General features: G+C 37.5%; 17 protein-coding genes. 11 read left to right on the forward strand and 6 right to left on the reverse strand.

Annotated elements, in window-relative coordinates:
• The 4 genes from PVA17_RS21875 to PVA17_RS21890 all read left to right on the forward strand — a co-directional run.
• Nucleotides 1-2098, forward strand: a 2098-nt coding sequence (locus PVA17_RS21875) for a S9 family peptidase (RefSeq protein ID WP_274068953.1), incomplete at its 5' end; no start/stop codon positions are given.
• 142 nt (nucleotides 2099-2240) lie between these two features.
• Entirely contained in the window at nucleotides 2241-2477 is a 237-nt protein-coding gene (locus PVA17_RS21880; protein WP_132361986.1) for a glutaredoxin family protein, read from the forward strand.
• Nucleotides 2478-2494: 17 nt separating this feature from the next.
• On the forward strand, nucleotides 2495-3103 hold the full coding sequence (locus PVA17_RS21885; protein WP_132361984.1) for an FMN-binding negative transcriptional regulator: 609 nt from the start codon (nucleotides 2495-2497) through the stop codon (nucleotides 3101-3103).
• A 413-nt stretch (nucleotides 3104-3516) separates the two neighbouring features.
• On the forward strand, nucleotides 3517-3639 hold the full coding sequence (locus PVA17_RS21890; protein WP_255505174.1) for a hypothetical protein: 123 nt from the start codon (nucleotides 3517-3519) through the stop codon (nucleotides 3637-3639).
• Nucleotides 3640-3857: 218 nt separating this feature from the next.
• On the opposite strand, the gene PVA17_RS21895 is transcribed toward PVA17_RS21890, so the two are convergent.
• Nucleotides 3858-3998 (reverse strand): hypothetical protein, encoded by a 141-nt coding sequence (locus PVA17_RS21895; protein WP_274068954.1) that lies wholly within the window; start codon nucleotides 3996-3998, stop codon nucleotides 3858-3860.
• Between the two features lie 158 nt (nucleotides 3999-4156).
• Between PVA17_RS21895 and PVA17_RS21900 the strand changes: the two genes are divergently transcribed.
• The 7 genes from PVA17_RS21900 to PVA17_RS21930 all read left to right on the forward strand — a co-directional run bounded on the left by PVA17_RS21900 (nucleotide 4157) and on the right by PVA17_RS21930 (nucleotide 12403).
• Nucleotides 4157-5188 carry a sugar-binding transcriptional regulator gene (locus tag PVA17_RS21900; RefSeq protein ID WP_132361982.1) on the forward strand — a complete coding sequence of 344 codons (1032 nt, stop codon included), beginning with the start codon at nucleotides 4157-4159 and terminating at the stop codon, nucleotides 5186-5188.
• A 116-nt stretch (nucleotides 5189-5304) separates the two neighbouring features.
• Nucleotides 5305-6321 (forward strand): type I glyceraldehyde-3-phosphate dehydrogenase, encoded by a 1017-nt coding sequence (gene gap, locus PVA17_RS21905; RefSeq protein WP_132361980.1) that lies wholly within the window; start codon nucleotides 5305-5307, stop codon nucleotides 6319-6321.
• A 416-nt stretch (nucleotides 6322-6737) separates the two neighbouring features.
• On the forward strand, nucleotides 6738-7922 hold the full coding sequence (locus PVA17_RS21910) for a phosphoglycerate kinase (RefSeq protein ID WP_274068955.1): 1185 nt from the start codon (nucleotides 6738-6740) through the stop codon (nucleotides 7920-7922).
• A gap of 30 nt (nucleotides 7923-7952) precedes the next feature.
• On the forward strand, nucleotides 7953-8714 hold the full coding sequence (gene tpiA / locus PVA17_RS21915) for a triose-phosphate isomerase (protein ID WP_248719242.1): 762 nt from the start codon (nucleotides 7953-7955) through the stop codon (nucleotides 8712-8714).
• On the forward strand, nucleotides 8707-10248 hold the full coding sequence (gpmI, locus tag PVA17_RS21920; protein WP_274068956.1) for a 2,3-bisphosphoglycerate-independent phosphoglycerate mutase: 1542 nt from the start codon (nucleotides 8707-8709) through the stop codon (nucleotides 10246-10248). The genes tpiA and gpmI overlap by 8 nt, the downstream gene beginning before the upstream one ends.
• Before the next feature lie 2 nt (nucleotides 10249-10250).
• Entirely contained in the window at nucleotides 10251-11543 is a 1293-nt protein-coding gene (gene eno, locus PVA17_RS21925; RefSeq protein ID WP_132361974.1) for a phosphopyruvate hydratase, read from the forward strand.
• A 347-nt stretch (nucleotides 11544-11890) separates the two neighbouring features.
• Nucleotides 11891-12403 (forward strand): GNAT family N-acetyltransferase, encoded by a 513-nt coding sequence (locus tag PVA17_RS21930; RefSeq protein WP_274068957.1) that lies wholly within the window; start codon nucleotides 11891-11893, stop codon nucleotides 12401-12403.
• Nucleotides 12404-12698: 295 nt separating this feature from the next.
• Here the strand turns inward: PVA17_RS21930 and dltD are convergent, their stop codons facing one another.
• The 5 genes from dltD to PVA17_RS21955 all read right to left on the reverse strand — a co-directional run.
• Entirely contained in the window at nucleotides 12699-13874 is a 1176-nt protein-coding gene (dltD, locus tag PVA17_RS21935) for a D-alanyl-lipoteichoic acid biosynthesis protein DltD (RefSeq protein ID WP_132361970.1), read from the reverse strand.
• Nucleotides 13871-14104: a D-alanine--poly(phosphoribitol) ligase subunit 2 gene (gene dltC, locus PVA17_RS21940; RefSeq protein ID WP_274068958.1), complete on the reverse strand. Its 234-nt coding sequence runs from the start codon at nucleotides 14102-14104 to the stop codon at nucleotides 13871-13873. Before dltC ends, dltD begins: the two co-directional genes overlap by 4 nt.
• Nucleotides 14105-14164: 60 nt before the next feature.
• Nucleotides 14165-15328, reverse strand: coding sequence for a D-alanyl-lipoteichoic acid biosynthesis protein DltB (gene dltB / locus PVA17_RS21945; protein WP_274068959.1), 1164 nt, complete (start codon nucleotides 15326-15328; stop codon nucleotides 14165-14167).
• Nucleotides 15325-16797 (reverse strand): D-alanine--poly(phosphoribitol) ligase subunit DltA, encoded by a 1473-nt coding sequence (gene dltA / locus PVA17_RS21950; RefSeq protein WP_274068960.1) that lies wholly within the window; start codon nucleotides 16795-16797, stop codon nucleotides 15325-15327. The genes dltB and dltA overlap by 4 nt, the downstream gene beginning before the upstream one ends.
• Nucleotides 16798-16815: 18 nt before the next feature.
• Nucleotides 16816-16997, reverse strand: a 182-nt coding sequence (locus tag PVA17_RS21955) for a teichoic acid D-Ala incorporation-associated protein DltX (RefSeq protein ID WP_274068961.1), incomplete at its 5' end; no start/stop codon positions are given.

Raw genomic sequence — 16997 nt, forward strand, 5'->3', positions numbered from 1 at the left:
CCAACATGGATCAGAGACAATGCGTCAGCAAATCATTGATACGTGGGTAAAAGGCGAGGAATTAAAAGATTTAAGTGTCCATATTAAACGTGATGAAGCGGCACGTATTTTAGTAAGAGCTTTAAATAAAGAAGAAAAAGAAGCAACACTTGCTGAGTATCAAGAAAAAGCAAATAAACTTGGCTTATTTAATGGTTTGTCAACTAGTGAAACAATTTCTAAACAAGATGCGGTTAAAATTTTAAACAATGCTAAAAATGTGAAAAACGCTGTAAGCAATGAAGGCGTGAAAGAAATTTCCGTAGAAGATTTCATGAAAAACCCAGGAAACGGCGGCTATCATCTTTCACCAGACGGAAATTACATTACTTATAAATCTGCATGGGAAAATCGTTCAAATGTGTTCGTAAAGAAAATGAATGATGATAGTGAGCCAGTACGTGTATCTAGTTCAACGGATCGCGATATTGGTGGATCCTTCTGGAAAGATGATAATTTACTATATGTAAAGGATAAAGGTGGCGATGAAAACTTCCACATTTATTCCACAACATTTAATGGTAATGAGGAAAAAGATTTAACGCCATATCCGAATGTAACAGTTGCGTTATTAAGTGATTTACAGGGCGTTAAAGACGAAATCCTTATTACGATGAATAAAGAAGATGCAAAAGCTTTTGATGTGTACAAGCTGAATGTGAAGACTGGAGAAACTAAACATGTTGCTAAAAACCCAGGTAATATTTCAAGTTGGTTAGCAGATCATGATGGAAATGTACGTCTGGCAGTTACTTCAGATGGTGTAGAAGGAACTATCCTTTACCGTGATTCAGAGAAAGATGAATTCAAACCGTTTATTGAAATGAAAGCAGGAGATGAAGTAATGCCACTTGCCTTCTCTAAAGACAATAAACATATTTTCGCGACTTCTAATAAAGGAAGAGATAAAGTAGAAGTGGTGAAATATGATTTAGAAGGTAAAGAAGAAGTAATTATGTCCAACTCAGAAGTGGATGTACTAGGTGTATTATACAGTCCTGAGAAAGATAAAATATTATATGGTGGCTATATAACAGATAAAGGACACTATCAATTCTTTGATGAAGACTTTGAAAAACTATTCCGTAAAATTCAAAACAAATTAGGTGTTCAAGAAAGTGAATTAAGCATTAATGATTACAACAAAGAAATGACAAAATTCATTGTTAATGTTTCTAGTGACACTGTTTACGGAAAATATTATTACTACGATTCAACAACTGATGAAATAACAGAATTAGCAACGTTAGGCTCTTGGTTAAACCCAGAGGAGCTTGCAGAAATGCATCCAATTTCGTATAAGAGTCGTGATGGCTTAACGATTAACGGTTATTTAACTTTACCGAAAAACAAAGAGGCTAAAAATCTGCCACTTATCGTCAATCCACACGGTGGACCATGGGCACGTGATATGTGGGGCTTTAATCCTGAGACGCAATTACTAGCAAATCGTGGTTATGCGGTACTACAAATGAATTTCCGTTCTTCAGCTGGATATGGTAAAAAATTCCTTGAGGCTGGTAATAAGCAATGGGGCCTAAAAATTCAAGATGATATTACAGATGGCGTACAGTGGGCAATCGACCAAGGCATTGCAGACCCTAAACGCATCGGAATTTATGGGGCATCCTTTGGAGGGTATGCAACATTAGCAGGTATCACTTATACACCAGATCTATATGCAGCTGCAGTTGATTACGTAGGTGTATCGAATATCTTTACGCTATTAAATACAATTCCTCCATATTGGGAAACAATGCGTGAAATGCTTTATGAGCGTGTAGGGCATCCAGAAAAAGATAAGGAGCTATTAACAGCCGCTTCACCTGTCTTCCATGTGGATAAAATTAAAACACCGCTATTTGTAGCTCAAGGTGCAAATGATCCACGTGTAAATAAGGCTGAATCCGATCAAATCGTTGAAGCATTACGTGCTAGAGGCGTTGACGTGGAATACATGCTGAAAGATAATGAAGGCCATGGCTTCCATAATGAAGAAAACCGTATCGAGTTCTACACTGCCATGCTAAAATTCTTAGATAGCCATTTAAAAAAATAACATGAACGTAAACTGTGCAGGGAGTACCTTGCACAGTTTTTTCTAACTAGAACAGTGCTCAGGGATAGGAGCCAGTTTTGAAGGGAGCATTACACTCTCTTGTTTAATAGTTTTATAATAGCTCTTAAGGGAGGTGCTGTAATTGAACGTGAAGTTTTTTAGTCGAGCTAATTGTGGACTATGTGTAGAAGGACTGCATACATTAAAGCTTGTACAGGAAGATATAGAATTCGAAATAGAAATTATTAATATTGAAGAAGACGAGAGCATACATGAAAAATATATGTTGATGATTCCGGTAGTAGAAAAAGATGGGCAAGTGATACAATACGGCAATTTGGATTACGCAACACTTATGGAGCATTTGTGTAGCGAATAACAAAGGGGGATCTGCTTATGTACATACCGTCGGCTTTTAAAATGAAGGATATTTCCGAGATGCTAGCAGTGATTCAGGAAAACAGTTTTGCAACACTCTTTTCGACTCATGAAGGAATGCCCTTTGCTACACATCTTCCGTTATTGTTGAATGACACAAAAGATTATGTAATTGGGCATTTTGCAAAAGGGAATCCTCAATGGAAGGATATTGAGAACCAAAAGGTTTTAGCAATATTTCATGGGCCACATTGCTACATATCTCCCTCATGGTATGAAACAAATCAAGCTGTTCCAACATGGAATTATGTAGCAGTACATGTTTATGGGGAAGTCGAGCTTATGGAACACGATGATGAATTAATGAACTCCTTTAACAACATGATTAAAAAATATGAACATCCTACCAGCACATATAGCCTAACTCGGGTAGATGAGCAGCTTGTAAGTAATCTCAATAAAGGCGTTCAGGGCTTTAAATTAAAAATCTTAAGTATGGAAGGGAAGAAGAAGTTAAGTCAGAATCATTCTAATGAAAGACAGCAATTAGTGATTCAAAAATTAGAAGAAATCGAACATACAAATGAGCAGCAAATTGCTCATTTAATGAAGCAAAACAATAAGTGAATCCTAAAAATTCCGCATTTTTTCTGCTATGTATGTAGCGGTGAAAGAGCGGAATATTTTTGCTTCTTTTAGCGTGCTTCCAAAGAGGAATGGCTAAGAACGCCACTTCTTATGGCAATTTATCTATGCGAAAGCGTAGCGGCAGCAAAACAGGCAACGAGGACCTATATCGAAAAAATTGATAGTTACTTTACTTGAATTTTTAGCGGTAATAACCACAATTCACAAATTGTTCAATGAAAGCGTTTAGAAATTGAACAGTTTGTGAAGACCTTCACATTAGGCTTTATTTTTTTAAAAATAGGAGTAGAATAAGAATCAGTAAGAGATTGTTATAAAACAGTTTATCAAAAGTATCACATTTTTAGTGATTGTTATATTACAAAAACATATAGTTGAAGGGAGATTTTACAATGTGGGTTATTACAGTATTTGAGAAAAAGGACGTTCGTATTTTTGAATACACAAATAAAAGTGAAGCAACAAAAGCTTTAGGCGGATTTAAGAAAAACGCAATTTTATCTTTCACAAAATAAGCTAACAAAAAACTCGTAGCCATGATAATTTGGCTACGGGTTTTTTTTTTATAGAAACTAATAATACTCACTACCATACGTGGGGTTGATTTCCGTTCCTGCTGGTCGCTTTGTTGCTGTCGCTTTGCTTTCGCACAGAAAACATTTGTTGCTGTCGCTTTGCTTTCGCATAGAAAACATTTGTTGCTGTCGCTCCGTTTTTGCACAGAGCAAAGCTTCTATGAGGCGTCTGATAAGTTGCTTCGCTCTTCTATTGCTAATCCAAGGAGTCGTCCAGCCTCCACTCCAATCATCACCCAATCAATTTTTTTTGCATTGTCTTGCTGTAAAATAACTTTCATAATCCCTAGTGCATCCACATTTAGGTCACTATACTTAAATTATTTTTCAATACCAAAACATAACATTTACTTGCTCTTTATTTTAAAGCGTATTATAATAAAATTGTAAGTGGGACATAATTTTAAGTGGTGGGATGAAAAGTGACCCACAACTATTATAAAGGGAGTAGATTAATATGTTATCTGTACCTGAGGCGCAGCAAAGGCTACTTCCAGAAATGTATCCGCTTCTGCAATCGAGATATCGTATTTTGCAAACAGTTCAGCTTATGCAGCCAATTGGGCGTCGTACACTTGCGGATTCACTTAAAATGACTGAACGAGAAATTCGTAAAGAAACGGATATTTTACGTGAGCAAGGGTTATTAGATTCTCAAAAGTCGGGTATGGTATGTACAGACGAAGGTGAAGTAGTGATTGATAAGCTTCGAGCACTCGTCTATGAATGGTCTGGCATTACACAGCTAGCTAAATTACTGAAAAACCATTTTGGCTTACAGCATGTAATAGTTGTTCCAGGTGATTACAATGAGGACGATACGATATTAACATTGCTTGGAAAAGAGGCAGCACAACAATTTATATCAACTACCTTTGATGGTCAAATAGTAGCTGTTACTGGTGGTAAGTCGGTTGCATCACTTGCGCAATTTTTACATCCAGCTGATACAAACAACATTACATTTGTTGCTGCTCGTGGAGGTATTGGGCATGAAATGCAAATGCAAGCCAATACACTTGTCTCAACATTTGCCATGCAGATGGATGCTCAGTATCGCACATTATTTTTACCGGAGCATTTAAGTGAGCAGGCCTATCAAGCAATGTTAACAGAGCCAATGGTAACGGAAATGATGAATTATTATGATCGTGCAGATTGTGTTATTCATGGTATTGGCTCGGCAGAAGAAATGGCTGTTCGCCGTAACTCATCGCCTGAAGATTTACAGATACTCGAAGAAAAGGGTGCAGTAAGTGAAGCATTTGGATATTATTTCAATGCAGAAGGCGAAATTGTACATCGAATTCGAACAATCGGTATACAGTTTGAGCAAGTGCAAAGAAGTAAGCAAGTCATTGCAGTTGCTGCTGGTAAACAAAAAGTGAAGGCCATGCTATCGTACTTTAAGGTAGCACCAAAGCAAACCATTTTTATAACAGATGAAGTAGCCGCAAAAGCTATCGCTGAAGGTTTACCTTCTTTATAAATTACTCAAATTTCAGCGAGTGATCAACACTCTCTGAATGAGAATAGAGCCAATTGTGGATATTATAAATGTCCGAGGCAAAATAAATTATTTAAACAATATTGGAGGAATTAACAATGGCATTAAAATTAGCTATTAATGGATTTGGACGTATTGGACGATTAGTATTTCGTGAAGCAATGAAGCACGATGAATTTGAAGTAGTTGCTGTAAATGACCTAACAGATGCAGGTCAGCTTGCACACTTATTAACTTATGATTCAGTACACGGTATCTACGACGCTGATGTTTATGCAGACGGTGATTCTTTCGTAGTAAATGGAAAAAACATTAAAGTTTATGCTGAAAAAGATCCTGCAAATTTACCTTGGGGTGAACTTGGTGTTGATGTAGTACTTGAATGTACAGGTAGATTCCGCTCAATGGAAGAAGTAGGTAAGCATATTCAAGCAGGTGCTAAAAAAGCTATTCTTTCAGCTCCAGCTAAGGGCGAAATGCCAACGTTTGTAATGGGTGTTAACCATGAGGATTATAACCCTGAAACAGATGATGTTATTTCAAACGCTTCATGTACAACGAACTGTCTAGCGCCAGTTGCAAAAATACTTGATGAAAAATTTGGTATTGAGCGCGGTATGATGACGACAATTCACTCCTATACAAACGATCAACGTATCCTTGACTTCCCGCACTCTGACCCACGTCGCGCACGTGCAGGTGCAGTGTCAATGATTCCAACAACAACAGGTGCAGCAGTAGCGGTTTCTAAAGTATTACCTCAATTAAAAGGTAAATTAGATGGCTTCTCTATGCGTGTACCAACACCGAACGTTTCATGTGTTGACTTAGTAGTGGAGCTAAAAGCAGAAGTAACGAAAGAAACTATTAATGCTGCATTAAAAGAAGCTTCAGAAAATGAGCTTAAAGGTATTTTAGGCTACAACGAACTACCATTAGTTTCAATTGACTACAATGGTAACCATAACTCTTCAACTGTAGATGGTCTTTCTACAATGGTATTAGAAAATAGTATGGTAAAAGTTCTAGCATGGTATGATAACGAAATTGGTTACTCTACTCGTTTAATGGACTTAGCTTTATATATCGCAGAAAAAGGATTAAACACTAAATAAGTGACATAATTCGATAACTAAAGTAAAAAGTGTGACATAATACCGCTTTTTGCGCACAAAAAGTATAGCCTTTATAATATCTTAAAGATATAATATACAAGGGTAATGGGAGTAAGGGAATTTACCCTTACTCCTTTTTTATACGAAATATAAGGCAGACACGTGACTAGTTATGTAATTGCAAGACATAGAACGTGACTTTTGCTACTATAAAAGCAAGTAAAAGGGTACTTCACCATAACGTGGGTTGATTTCCGTTCCAAGGCGCTTTTTTAAAAAGGCTTATTTAACAAAATTAATCCTCTGTGATGATGGATCAACTATTTTTATCTAATACTGTTAAGTGAATGATGTGAGGAGCCAAGATGGGTGAATCCAGGTAATTCATGACTAAAAACTTTGAAGGGGGTTTCTTCATGTTAAATAAGAAGACGATGAAAGATATTGATGTAAAAGGTAAGCGCGTATTTGTACGTGTTGATTTTAATGTACCGATGGCAGAGGGTGCAATTACTGACGAAACACGTATTCGAGCAGCAATTCCTACAATTGAATATTTAGTGGAACAAGGTGCCAAAGTAATTTTAGCTTCTCACTTAGGACGTCCAAAGGGTGAAGTGAAAGAGGATATGCGCCTAACTGCAGTAGGTGTCCGTTTAGCTGAAATAATGGATAAACCTGTTACTAAATTAGATGAGTCAATTGGTCAAGAGGTAGAAGAAGCTGTTGCAAATATGCAAAATGGTGACATTATTCTTCTTGAAAATGTTCGCTTCCACGCTGGCGAAGAGAAAAATGATCCAGCATTAGCAGAGCAATTTGCAAAATTAGCAGACGTTTATGTCAATGATGCGTTCGGTGCAGCTCACCGTGCACACGCGTCAACTGAAGGAATTGCTAAGTATGTACCAGCAGTATCTGGTTACCTTATGCAAAAGGAATTAGATGTGCTAGGAAAAGCATTATCTAACCCAGAGCGTCCATTTACAGCCATTATCGGTGGTGCCAAAGTTAAAGACAAAATTGGTGTGATTGAAAGCTTATTAGAAAAAGTAGACCATCTCATTATTGGTGGTGGCTTATCATTCACATTTATTAAAGCGCAAGGCTATGATATCGGTAAATCTTTATTAGAAGAAGATAAAATCGATTTAGCAAAATCCTTTATTGAAAAAGCAAAGGCAAAAGGCGTGCAATTACATATGCCAATCGATGCCGTAGTCGCAAACGAATTTTCAAAAGATGCTGAAACACAAATTGTAGATGTAGACGCTATTCCAGCAGACTGGATGGGCTTAGATATTGGTCCGAAAACAGCTGCTAAATATGCAGAAGTTATTAAAGATTCTAAATTAATCATTTGGAATGGACCAATGGGTGTTTTTGAAATGGATAAATTCGCGAATGGTACAAAAACTGTAGCTAACGCTATGGCGACAACAACTGGTTATACTGTCATCGGTGGCGGGGATTCTGCAGCGGCAGTAGAAAAGTTTGAAGTTGCCGATAAAATGGACCATATTTCTACAGGTGGTGGTGCATCACTTGAATTAATGGAAGGGAAAGAGCTTCCTGGAATTGTGGCATTAAACGATAAATAAAACGGAATAAAAACATAGGAGGCAAGAATGATGCGTAAACCAATTATTGCAGGTAACTGGAAAATGTATAAAACATTTGAAGAGGCAATTCAGTTTGTTGATGCGGTACAGGACAAACTCCCTTCAAATGATAAAGTAGACGCTGTTGTTTGTGCACCAGCACTTTACCTACCTACGCTTGTGCAAGTTGCTAGTGAATCTGAGCTAGCAATTGGTGCACAAACGATGCATTTTGAAAACGAAGGTGCATTTACTGGAGAAATTAGTCCAGCTCAGCTAGCAAGTGTGGAAGTAGACTATGTTATTTTAGGACACTCTGAACGACGTGAATATTATAACGAAACAGATGAAGCCATCAATAAAAAGGTTGCTGCAGCACTAGCGCATAATATCGTACCAATTATTTGCTGTGGGGAAACGCTTGAAGAACGTGAAGCGGGGACTACTGAGCAAAAGGTTGCTCATCAAATTACAGCAGCACTTGCTGGATTTGGCGCACAAGAAGTGGAGCATATGGTAATCGCCTATGAACCTATTTGGGCAATCGGTACAGGTAAAACAGCTACAGCAGAAGATGCTAACCAAGTATGCGGAGCAATTCGTGCAGTAGTGAAGGAATTATATAATGCTGAAACGGCCAATGCAATTCGAATTCAATACGGTGGTAGCGTAAAGCCTGAGAACATTCAGGAATTATTATCGAAAGAGCATATCGATGGCGCTTTAGTTGGTGGAGCAAGTTTACAACCAGAATCATATTTGAAATTATTGGAGGCGGCAGCAAATGCCTAAAAAGCCAGTAGCATTAATTATTCTAGATGGCTTTGCATTTCGCGACGAAACTTTCGGAAATGCAGTAGCTCAAGCAAACAAACCTAACTTCGATCGTTTTTGGAATGAGTTCCCGCATTCAACATTAACTGCAGCTGGTGAAGCGGTGGGGTTACCTGAAGGTCAAATGGGGAACTCTGAAGTTGGACACCTAAATATAGGTGCTGGACGTATTGTCTACCAAAGCTTAACGCGCTTAAACAAATCAATTCGTGAGGGAGATTTCTTTACGAATCAAGCATTTTTGGACGCCATAGCACATGCTAAAGCTCATCAATCTAAGCTTCATATTATGGGCTTACTGTCAGATGGTGGCGTACATAGCCATTATGAGCATATGTTTGCACTATTAAAGCTCGCAAAACAACAAGGCTTAGACAAAGTCTTTGTACATGGTTTCTTAGACGGTCGTGATGTTGGACCATCAACAGCTTTAGGCTATATTGAAGAAACTGAACAACAAATGAAGGACATTGGCGTAGGTCAATTCGCTTCTATTCATGGTCGTTATTATGCAATGGATCGTGATAAACGCTGGGATCGTGTAGCCCTAACGTATAATGTGTTAGTAGATGGTGTTGGTCAAACAGCTGACAGCGCAGCAAGTGGCGTAGCTGCATCGTATGAGCGCGATGTAACAGATGAGTTTGTTATTCCATTTAGCGTTCAAGAGCATGGGGAAGCCGTGGCAACAATTGACGATAATGACGCTGTTATTTTCTTTAACTTCCGCCCTGACCGTGCAATTCAACTGTCTAAAGTGTTTACAAATAATGAATTTGATGGCTTTGCTTTATCAAATAAGCATCCAAAGAATTTAAAATTTGTATCATTCACACACTACAGTGATGAAGTACACGCCCAAGTTGCGTATGAAAACGATAACTTGAAAAATACGATTGGTGAAGTGTTAGCCTCTAATGGCAAAACACAGCTTCGTATTGCAGAAACAGAAAAGTATCCGCATGTTACATTCTTTATGAGTGGTGGTCGTGAGGAGAAATTTGAAGGGGAAGAGCGTATTTTAATCGCATCTCCAAAAGTTGCAACATACGATTTAAAACCTGAAATGAGTGCTTATGAAGTAACAGAAGCATTACTTGCAGAGATTGCGGCCGATAAATTTGATGGCATCATTCTTAATTTCGCTAACCCTGATATGGTTGGGCATAGCGGAATGTTAGAGCCAACCATCAAGGCCATTGAAGCAGTCGATGAATGTCTTGGTAAAGTAGTAGATGCACTCCTTGCAAAAGGTGGCGCAGCTATTATTACAGCTGACCATGGTAACTCTGATGAAGTTCTTACTTTAGAAGGGGCTCCAATGACAGCTCATACAACAAACCCTGTTCCAGTAATTGTGACAAAAGCAAATTTAATGTTAAGAAATGATGGTATTTTAGCCGATTTGGCACCAACCATGTTAGAATTATTAGAGGTGTCACAACCTTCTGAAATGACAGGTCAATCATTAATTGAAAAAGAGGAGAATTAATTATGCCATTTATTACACAAATTTATGCGCGCGAAGTTTTAGACTCACGTGGGAATCCAACGGTAGAAGTTGAAGTATTTACAGAATCAGGTGCTTTTGGACGCTCAATCGTACCATCAGGTGCATCTACAGGTGAATATGAGGCAGTAGAATTACGCGACGGTGACAAATCTCGTTACCTAGGCAAAGGTGTATTAAAAGCAGTTGAAAATGTAAACACAATTATTGCTCAAGAGCTAGAAGGTAATTACTCAGTTCTTGATCAAGTAGTCATCGACAAAGCTTTAATCGAATTAGATGGCACAGAAAATAAAGGTAAACTAGGTGCCAATGCCATTCTAGGTGTATCAATGGCAGTTGCACATGCTGCGGCAGATTACTTAGATGTACCTCTTTATCAATATCTTGGTGGGTTTAACTCAAAACAACTACCAGTACCAATGATGAACATCATAAATGGTGGCGCTCACGCTGATAACAACGTAGACATTCAAGAATTCATGGTAATGCCTGTAGGAGCAGAATCATTCCGTCATGCATTACGTATGGGTGCTGAAATCTTCCACAGCTTAAAAGCAGTACTTAAAGCTAAAGGCTATAATACAGCTGTAGGTGACGAAGGTGGTTTCGCACCAAACCTTGGTTCGAACGAAGAAGCCATTACTGTAATTTTAGAAGCAATCGAAAAAGCTGGCTATAAACCAGGTGAAGAAGTAAAACTTGCAATGGACGTTGCTTCATCTGAATTATTCAATAAAGAAGATGGCAAATATCACTTAGACGGTGAAGGTGTTGTTAAAACTTCTGAAGAAATGGTTGACTGGTATGAAGAGCTAACAAACAAATACCCAATCATCTCAATTGAAGATGGCTTAGACGAAAATGACTGGGCTGGACACAAATTATTAACAGATCGTATCGGTGCTCGCGTACAATTAGTAGGTGACGATTTATTCGTAACAAATACGCAAAAACTAGCTGCTGGTATAGAACAAGGTGTTGGTAATGCAATCCTTATTAAAGTAAACCAAATCGGTACGTTAACAGAAACATTCGAAGCGATCGAAATGGCAAAACGCGCTGGTTACACAGCAGTTATCTCTCACCGTTCTGGTGAATCAGAAGATGCAACAATTGCTGATATCGCAGTTGCTACAAACGCTGGTCAAATTAAAACAGGTGCTCCATCGCGTACAGACCGCGTAGCTAAATACAACCAACTTCTTCGCATTGAAGATCAACTTGGTGCAACAGCTGAGTACCTTGGTTTAAAATCATTCTATAATTTAAAATAAGCTATTACTAAAGTAGCTTTACTCGTATCGCCTCAAAGGTATTTACATACTTTTGAGGCGATTTTTTAGGTAATTGAGGGGTAGTTTTTGGCAAAGAGATCGGGAAACGTGGGAACTACTAAGGTAGGGAGAAAAAGCGCTAGTACCCTTAAGAACTGCCCGGGTAGGAGAAGGGCCTGGGTAACCCGGAAAACTGCTTAGGTAGGATGAAAAAGTGCTCTGTATTGCTTTAATGGCATAAATACACTTATTGAAAGCTATGCAGGTGCATTTATGCCATTATTATATGTTTAATTAGTAAAACATAAATTACATATAGGGAAAACAATACTGAAAGGAGAATTACGATGAAAATTTTTGAAACAGAACGACTTACCCTTCGCCTACAAACAACAGATGATGCCGATTTTATCCTAGCGTTAATGAATGATCCTTCATGGTTGCAGTTCATTGGTGATCGCGGTGTGAAAACGGTGGAGGAGGCATGTGAATATATAGTAAATGGACCACTTCGCATGTATGAGCAATTTGGCTTTTGTTTTTATTTAGTTGAAAGAAAGGACGATCAAATCCCCCTTGGACTTTGTGGTTTTGCTAAAAGGGAGTCGCTAGAAGATGTGGATATTGGGTTCGCTTTTCTGCCTAAGTATTGGGGAAAAGGATACGCCTATGAAGCGGCCTCAGCAATGTTGGCATATGGTATAGATATATTAGGGTTAAATCGTATTGTAGCTATTACAACCCAAGATAATGAGGCTTCAGCTAAGTTACTAGAAAAAATAGGCTTGAAGTTTGAAAGATTAGTCCAACTTTCCAATGATGCTGAAGAACTTAGACTTTTTTCATTTAACTTCTGTTAGTAAATGAGCGACAGGTGAGAATTCTCTGCCTTTAGAGGTGGTTAAATGAATGGGCGTTTAAGACGATATTCCAGTTGGCATCAAACATCTGCTGAAATCTAGAAACTCAGTCTAAAAACGCTACTTCCTGGGGTTACGAAGGCGTTATCACAGAACGTGATAGTTTTAGCCTTCGTTCCTCTAGTTGTTCCAGGGTCTCATCTGTGACGCTAATGCCCTCAAAGATAATCTACATAAAAAAGAGACAGTCTTTAGTGCGTAACACTTTAGACTGTCTCTTCTTTCGTTAAATGATTTATTTCTGTGCCCAATATTTGTCTAGCTCTTGATCTAAATAGACCCAGCCCTTCCATGCAATATGAATCGTATCCATAATGAAATAAGGATCATAGTCATGGCTAGAGAAATCAACAAATGGAACATCATTATCAGTCAATATTTGGTTCATTTTTGCGTAATATTTTTCACGGCGATCCGCAGGATATTCAGTGTAGTCATACCAATGACCATTTACTGGAATAGAAACGAATAGAGGCTTTGCACCAGCATCTTTTAAAATATCAATGACAAGCTGTAAATCCTCATATTCAGGTGAAGACGTATAATCTTCGTTTTTTCGGAATCCTTTAAACCTATCAAGATTAGAATTTTTAAGTCGCTTATAAAACTTGTTTTCAATCATTAAATCATTGGAAACACGTTTTTCGCCATATTTTTCGGCATTTTGTAGTTGTTGCTCAAATGTTTGGTTCACAACTAGTTTATCATTGTTCTTTAACTTACTCCCCTCTCGAGGGAAGAGCGAGTAATACAAATCTTTTTTCTCTAAAAGTGCCTTTTGGAAATGGCCAGCTAATATTGCAAGTCGCCCGATGATTGGTTTTTTCTTACCATCAGATAATTTATATTCATAAATTGTTCTTAGTAGGTCATCGCGGTTGACAGTATCAAATTCAAGCAGGCGTTTCATTCCTCGATTTCGAAGATCTTCGTCAATGTCCTTATTGTAGGCTAAATCATAAGCATGCAACATCGAATAGTTAGGAGAGAAATGTAATTCATTCATGCCCTTTTTCGTAAACCATTGAGGGGAAATGATGAAAACAATTTTCTTATCCTTTAAATTCTTTTCCTGTGCAGCAAAATTTAAAAAGTGTGTAATAGACTGCATTCCACCACGCCCGACCATAAATGTCGTATATGGAGCATTTGTAGCACGCGTATAGTTATAAGGGTGGAACGGATCAAAACGATTTAATTCTGAGGAGCCATATAAAGGCATAGTATTAGGCTCCTGCAACATTCGCTCTTGGAAATACATCCCTTGGAACACTAACGGAGACATACTAGTCTTTGCTTGCTCTACATCTTCATCTGAAATCCAAGCTTTTATCCAGGAATTAGGGAAGAATAGTAAGGCAGCAAAAAGAGCAAAAGCAATTAATAATGATAAAAAGCCTTTCTTAATCATTGTCTTTCAGCTAATTCCGCAGCAATACGATTTGGCGTGTTCCATTCCTCACGGTTGAAATCAGTAATTGGCACTGAGATATTAAAGCGACTTTCAATTTCCACTAATAAATTAATTGTACCGAATGAATCAAGAAGTCCTTCTTCAAATAAATCGATATCCGGATTTTCTAAAATGATATCGTCCTCGCATAAATCTACTAGCATTTCTAAAACTTGTTGTTTATCCATATTATAAATCTCCTTTAGTTTAGGCTGCGTTATTCATAAAAGTATGAACAGAGCCGTTAATTAAAATAATGTTCCTGAAAAAATATAGAAACCAAAGCAAATGGCATTAAACGTAATAAATACGCCGATTGCATGCGTCCATTTATTTTTTGGCCAAATCTTGCGCTTTTTATTCCAGCGTTCAAATTTATCGAAGCAGATAATTAACAAGGCATGGTAGAGACCGTAGACAACAAAGTGCAATTCTAATCCGTGCCAAATACCCATTAAAAAGAACAGTAAAAAGAAGCCAAGATAAGAAACTGTATATTTATTTTTAATCCATTTTTTCTTCGTCATCCAAAGTACGAAGCGCATATAAACATAATCCCTGAACCAGAATGAAAGACTCATATGCCAACGGTTCCAGAAGTCTTTAATATTACGACTCGAGAATGGACGGTTAAAGTTAATTGGTGTTTGAACACCCATAATGCGACTGACACCAACTGCAAAAGCACTATAACCTGCAAAATCGAAAAATAGATAAAAACTATACATATACATATACGCTATTTGCCCTTGAAAAGGTGTCAAATAGTTATACGTTTGATTTGGTAAATAAATAAGTGTGTAATTGTATATTAAATAAGCCAAAATAAATTTATATAAAAAGCCTAAAAATATACAATTAATCCCACTTAACAGCAGCTTTTGATAATCTTGACTAGATGGCACTGTATGCAAATCTTTATGAAAGCGTCGCCAACGATCAATAGGTCCCGAAGTGATTGTAGGGAAGAACAGTAAGAAATAAGCAAGCTCAACTACTGAAATTTTATCCTTAATTAAGCCATCACGAGTTTCTAAAATCATTTGTACCGATTTAAAGGTAATATAGGATACCCCTAAAAATCCAAATAAATTATTAAGGCCAAGCATAGGCAGAACCTTCACAAGTACAAGTGGCAAAATAGACAGCAGTACAGCAATTACGAATACGGTCGTGCTATTCTTCTGTAAGCGATATTTTTGGTAACCGACAATTAATAGTAACTGAAATACTGTAAATAGTATAAGAGAAATTGAGCCATTAAGGGAGTTACCAAAAATAAGAGCTAATACGATAATTGAAATAAAAATATTATAGCGTTTAGCTGATTTCCCTCGTAGTCCTAAAATAATGGTTGGTAATAATAAAATACCAATGATGATGAAGAAAAATATATTTCCATAAGCCGTCATACTGTTTCCATAACCGCCAATCCTTTACGATCAACTTTACCGTTAGTATTTAAAGGTAAAGTGTCAATGTATTTGAACGTTTTCGGAATCATATAAGATGGTAAATACTCCGCTAACAAAGCTTTAAGCTGCTTCGTCATTTTGAAGGCAGAGTCTGTTAATGGTTCTCGCAGAACAACATACGCACTTAGTGAAACAATTTCATCATCTTTTGAAATAGGTATAACAACACAGCTAGCTACAGCTGGAAGATTGCCGATTTGCTTTTCAATTTCCTCGATTTCTAAACGATAACCGTGTAGTTTCACCTGGAAATCTTTTCGCCCAGAAAAGAACAGATAGCCATCTTTTTCATAACCAACGTCCCCAGTTTTATAAATACGTTGATCCCCTATTGTAGGAAACGCTTTAAGTGTTAAATCAGGTGCCCCAAGATAACCTGCACTTACAGTCGGTCCAGAAATAATAATCTCGCCATCTTCTTGCAAGGATAGATTAGGCTCAGATAGAGGAGCGATTGGTAATTGGTCAAATTGCTCTAGAAGCTCCTTTGTTACTTCCACATAAGATACGGCAACCGTTGTTTCTGTAGGACCGTATAAATTAAAAATAGAAGCTTGTGGGAAGCGCTGCATTAATTCTTTCGATACAGATACTGGTAAAACCTCTCCGCAGAATAAAAACGTATTTAAAGAAGGCATTAACGCCTGATCCCATTCTTTGTTCATTAAGCAGATTTTCGCAAAGGAAGGTGTAGAAGTCCAAACGCGAATATCAGATGAAGCTAATGACTCAAATAACGCTTTTGGATTAGCAATCTGCTCCTGTGTAATAGCGTAAAGAGTTTGCCCACTAACGAGTGCAGGATATAAATCCATTACCGATAAATCAAAGGAATAAGGTGCTTGATTTAGAAACACGCCAGATTCCTGTAAAGGGAAATGCTTATGCATCCAATCAACAAAATGTGCTAAATTATCAGCTGTAATTTGAACACCTTTTGGCTTACCAGTAGAACCAGATGTGTAAATAATATAGTGAATTTCTTGATCCTTAACCCAAGTGGAAGGCTCTGTCGAAATGCTAGTAGCTTGAGCCACTAAATCACTTACTTCCACTACAGGAACTGATTGATTCGTGTTTAATGCTTCAGTTTTTAGTAATAAACAAGCCTGAGAAGCTTCTATTATAATTTGTAATCTTTCAGACGGAGTAGAAGAGTCAACCGGTACATATGGATGACCTGCCTTTACAGCTCCTAAAAAGGCAACGATTTGTAAAGGGGACATATGCCCGTAGACGACGATAGGTTGTTGTCTTTTTAAATCAAGAGCCATTAAATATTGCGCTACACAATCAGAAAGATGCCAAAGCTCACCATACGTTAAGGAATCATTATTGGTTTGATATGCAGTTCGATGTGGATGCTGTTGTGCCACTTTTTGAATAGCCTCTAAAATACTTAACATAGTTTATATCTCCTTTTCTTAAAATTCCGTATATATAAATGGTCCTGCGTTCATATCATGGAAGCCATGGATAAGAAACAAGAGCGTTAAAATGATGAAGTAAAATAACGTAAAACCTATAAAACGTAAAACCTCATTATTTTTAATGGATTGCATATGTCCACCTCCAATTAAAAATGAAAAAAGATTATAACTTTGTA

Origin of the sequence: Lysinibacillus sp. CNPSo 3705, from assembly GCF_028674935.1 — a bacterium.
Classification (GTDB): Bacteria; Bacillota; Bacilli; order Bacillales_A; family Planococcaceae; genus Lysinibacillus.

Coding starts and splice junctions, on each gene's coding strand:
- PVA17_RS21885 (WP_132361984.1), top strand. CDS start 2,495: ATGTACATACCGTCGGCTTTTAAAATGAAGGATATTTCCGAGATGCTA.
- PVA17_RS21890 (WP_255505174.1), top strand. CDS start 3,517: ATGTGGGTTATTACAGTATTTGAGAAAAAGGACGTTCGTATTTTTGAA.
- PVA17_RS21900 (WP_132361982.1), top strand. CDS start 4,157: ATGTTATCTGTACCTGAGGCGCAGCAAAGGCTACTTCCAGAAATGTAT.
- gap (WP_132361980.1), top strand. CDS start 5,305: ATGGCATTAAAATTAGCTATTAATGGATTTGGACGTATTGGACGATTA.
- PVA17_RS21910 (WP_274068955.1), top strand. CDS start 6,738: ATGTTAAATAAGAAGACGATGAAAGATATTGATGTAAAAGGTAAGCGC.
- tpiA (WP_248719242.1), top strand. CDS start 7,953: ATGCGTAAACCAATTATTGCAGGTAACTGGAAAATGTATAAAACATTT.
- gpmI (WP_274068956.1), top strand. CDS start 8,707: ATGCCTAAAAAGCCAGTAGCATTAATTATTCTAGATGGCTTTGCATTT.
- eno (WP_132361974.1), top strand. CDS start 10,251: ATGCCATTTATTACACAAATTTATGCGCGCGAAGTTTTAGACTCACGT.
- PVA17_RS21930 (WP_274068957.1), top strand. CDS start 11,891: ATGAAAATTTTTGAAACAGAACGACTTACCCTTCGCCTACAAACAACA.
- dltD (WP_132361970.1), bottom strand. CDS start 13,874: ATGATTAAGAAAGGCTTTTTATCATTATTAATTGCTTTTGCTCTTTTT.
- dltC (WP_274068958.1), bottom strand. CDS start 14,104: ATGGATAAACAACAAGTTTTAGAAATGCTAGTAGATTTATGCGAGGAC.
- dltB (WP_274068959.1), bottom strand. CDS start 15,328: ATGACGGCTTATGGAAATATATTTTTCTTCATCATCATTGGTATTTTA.
- dltA (WP_274068960.1), bottom strand. CDS start 16,797: ATGTTAAGTATTTTAGAGGCTATTCAAAAAGTGGCACAACAGCATCCA.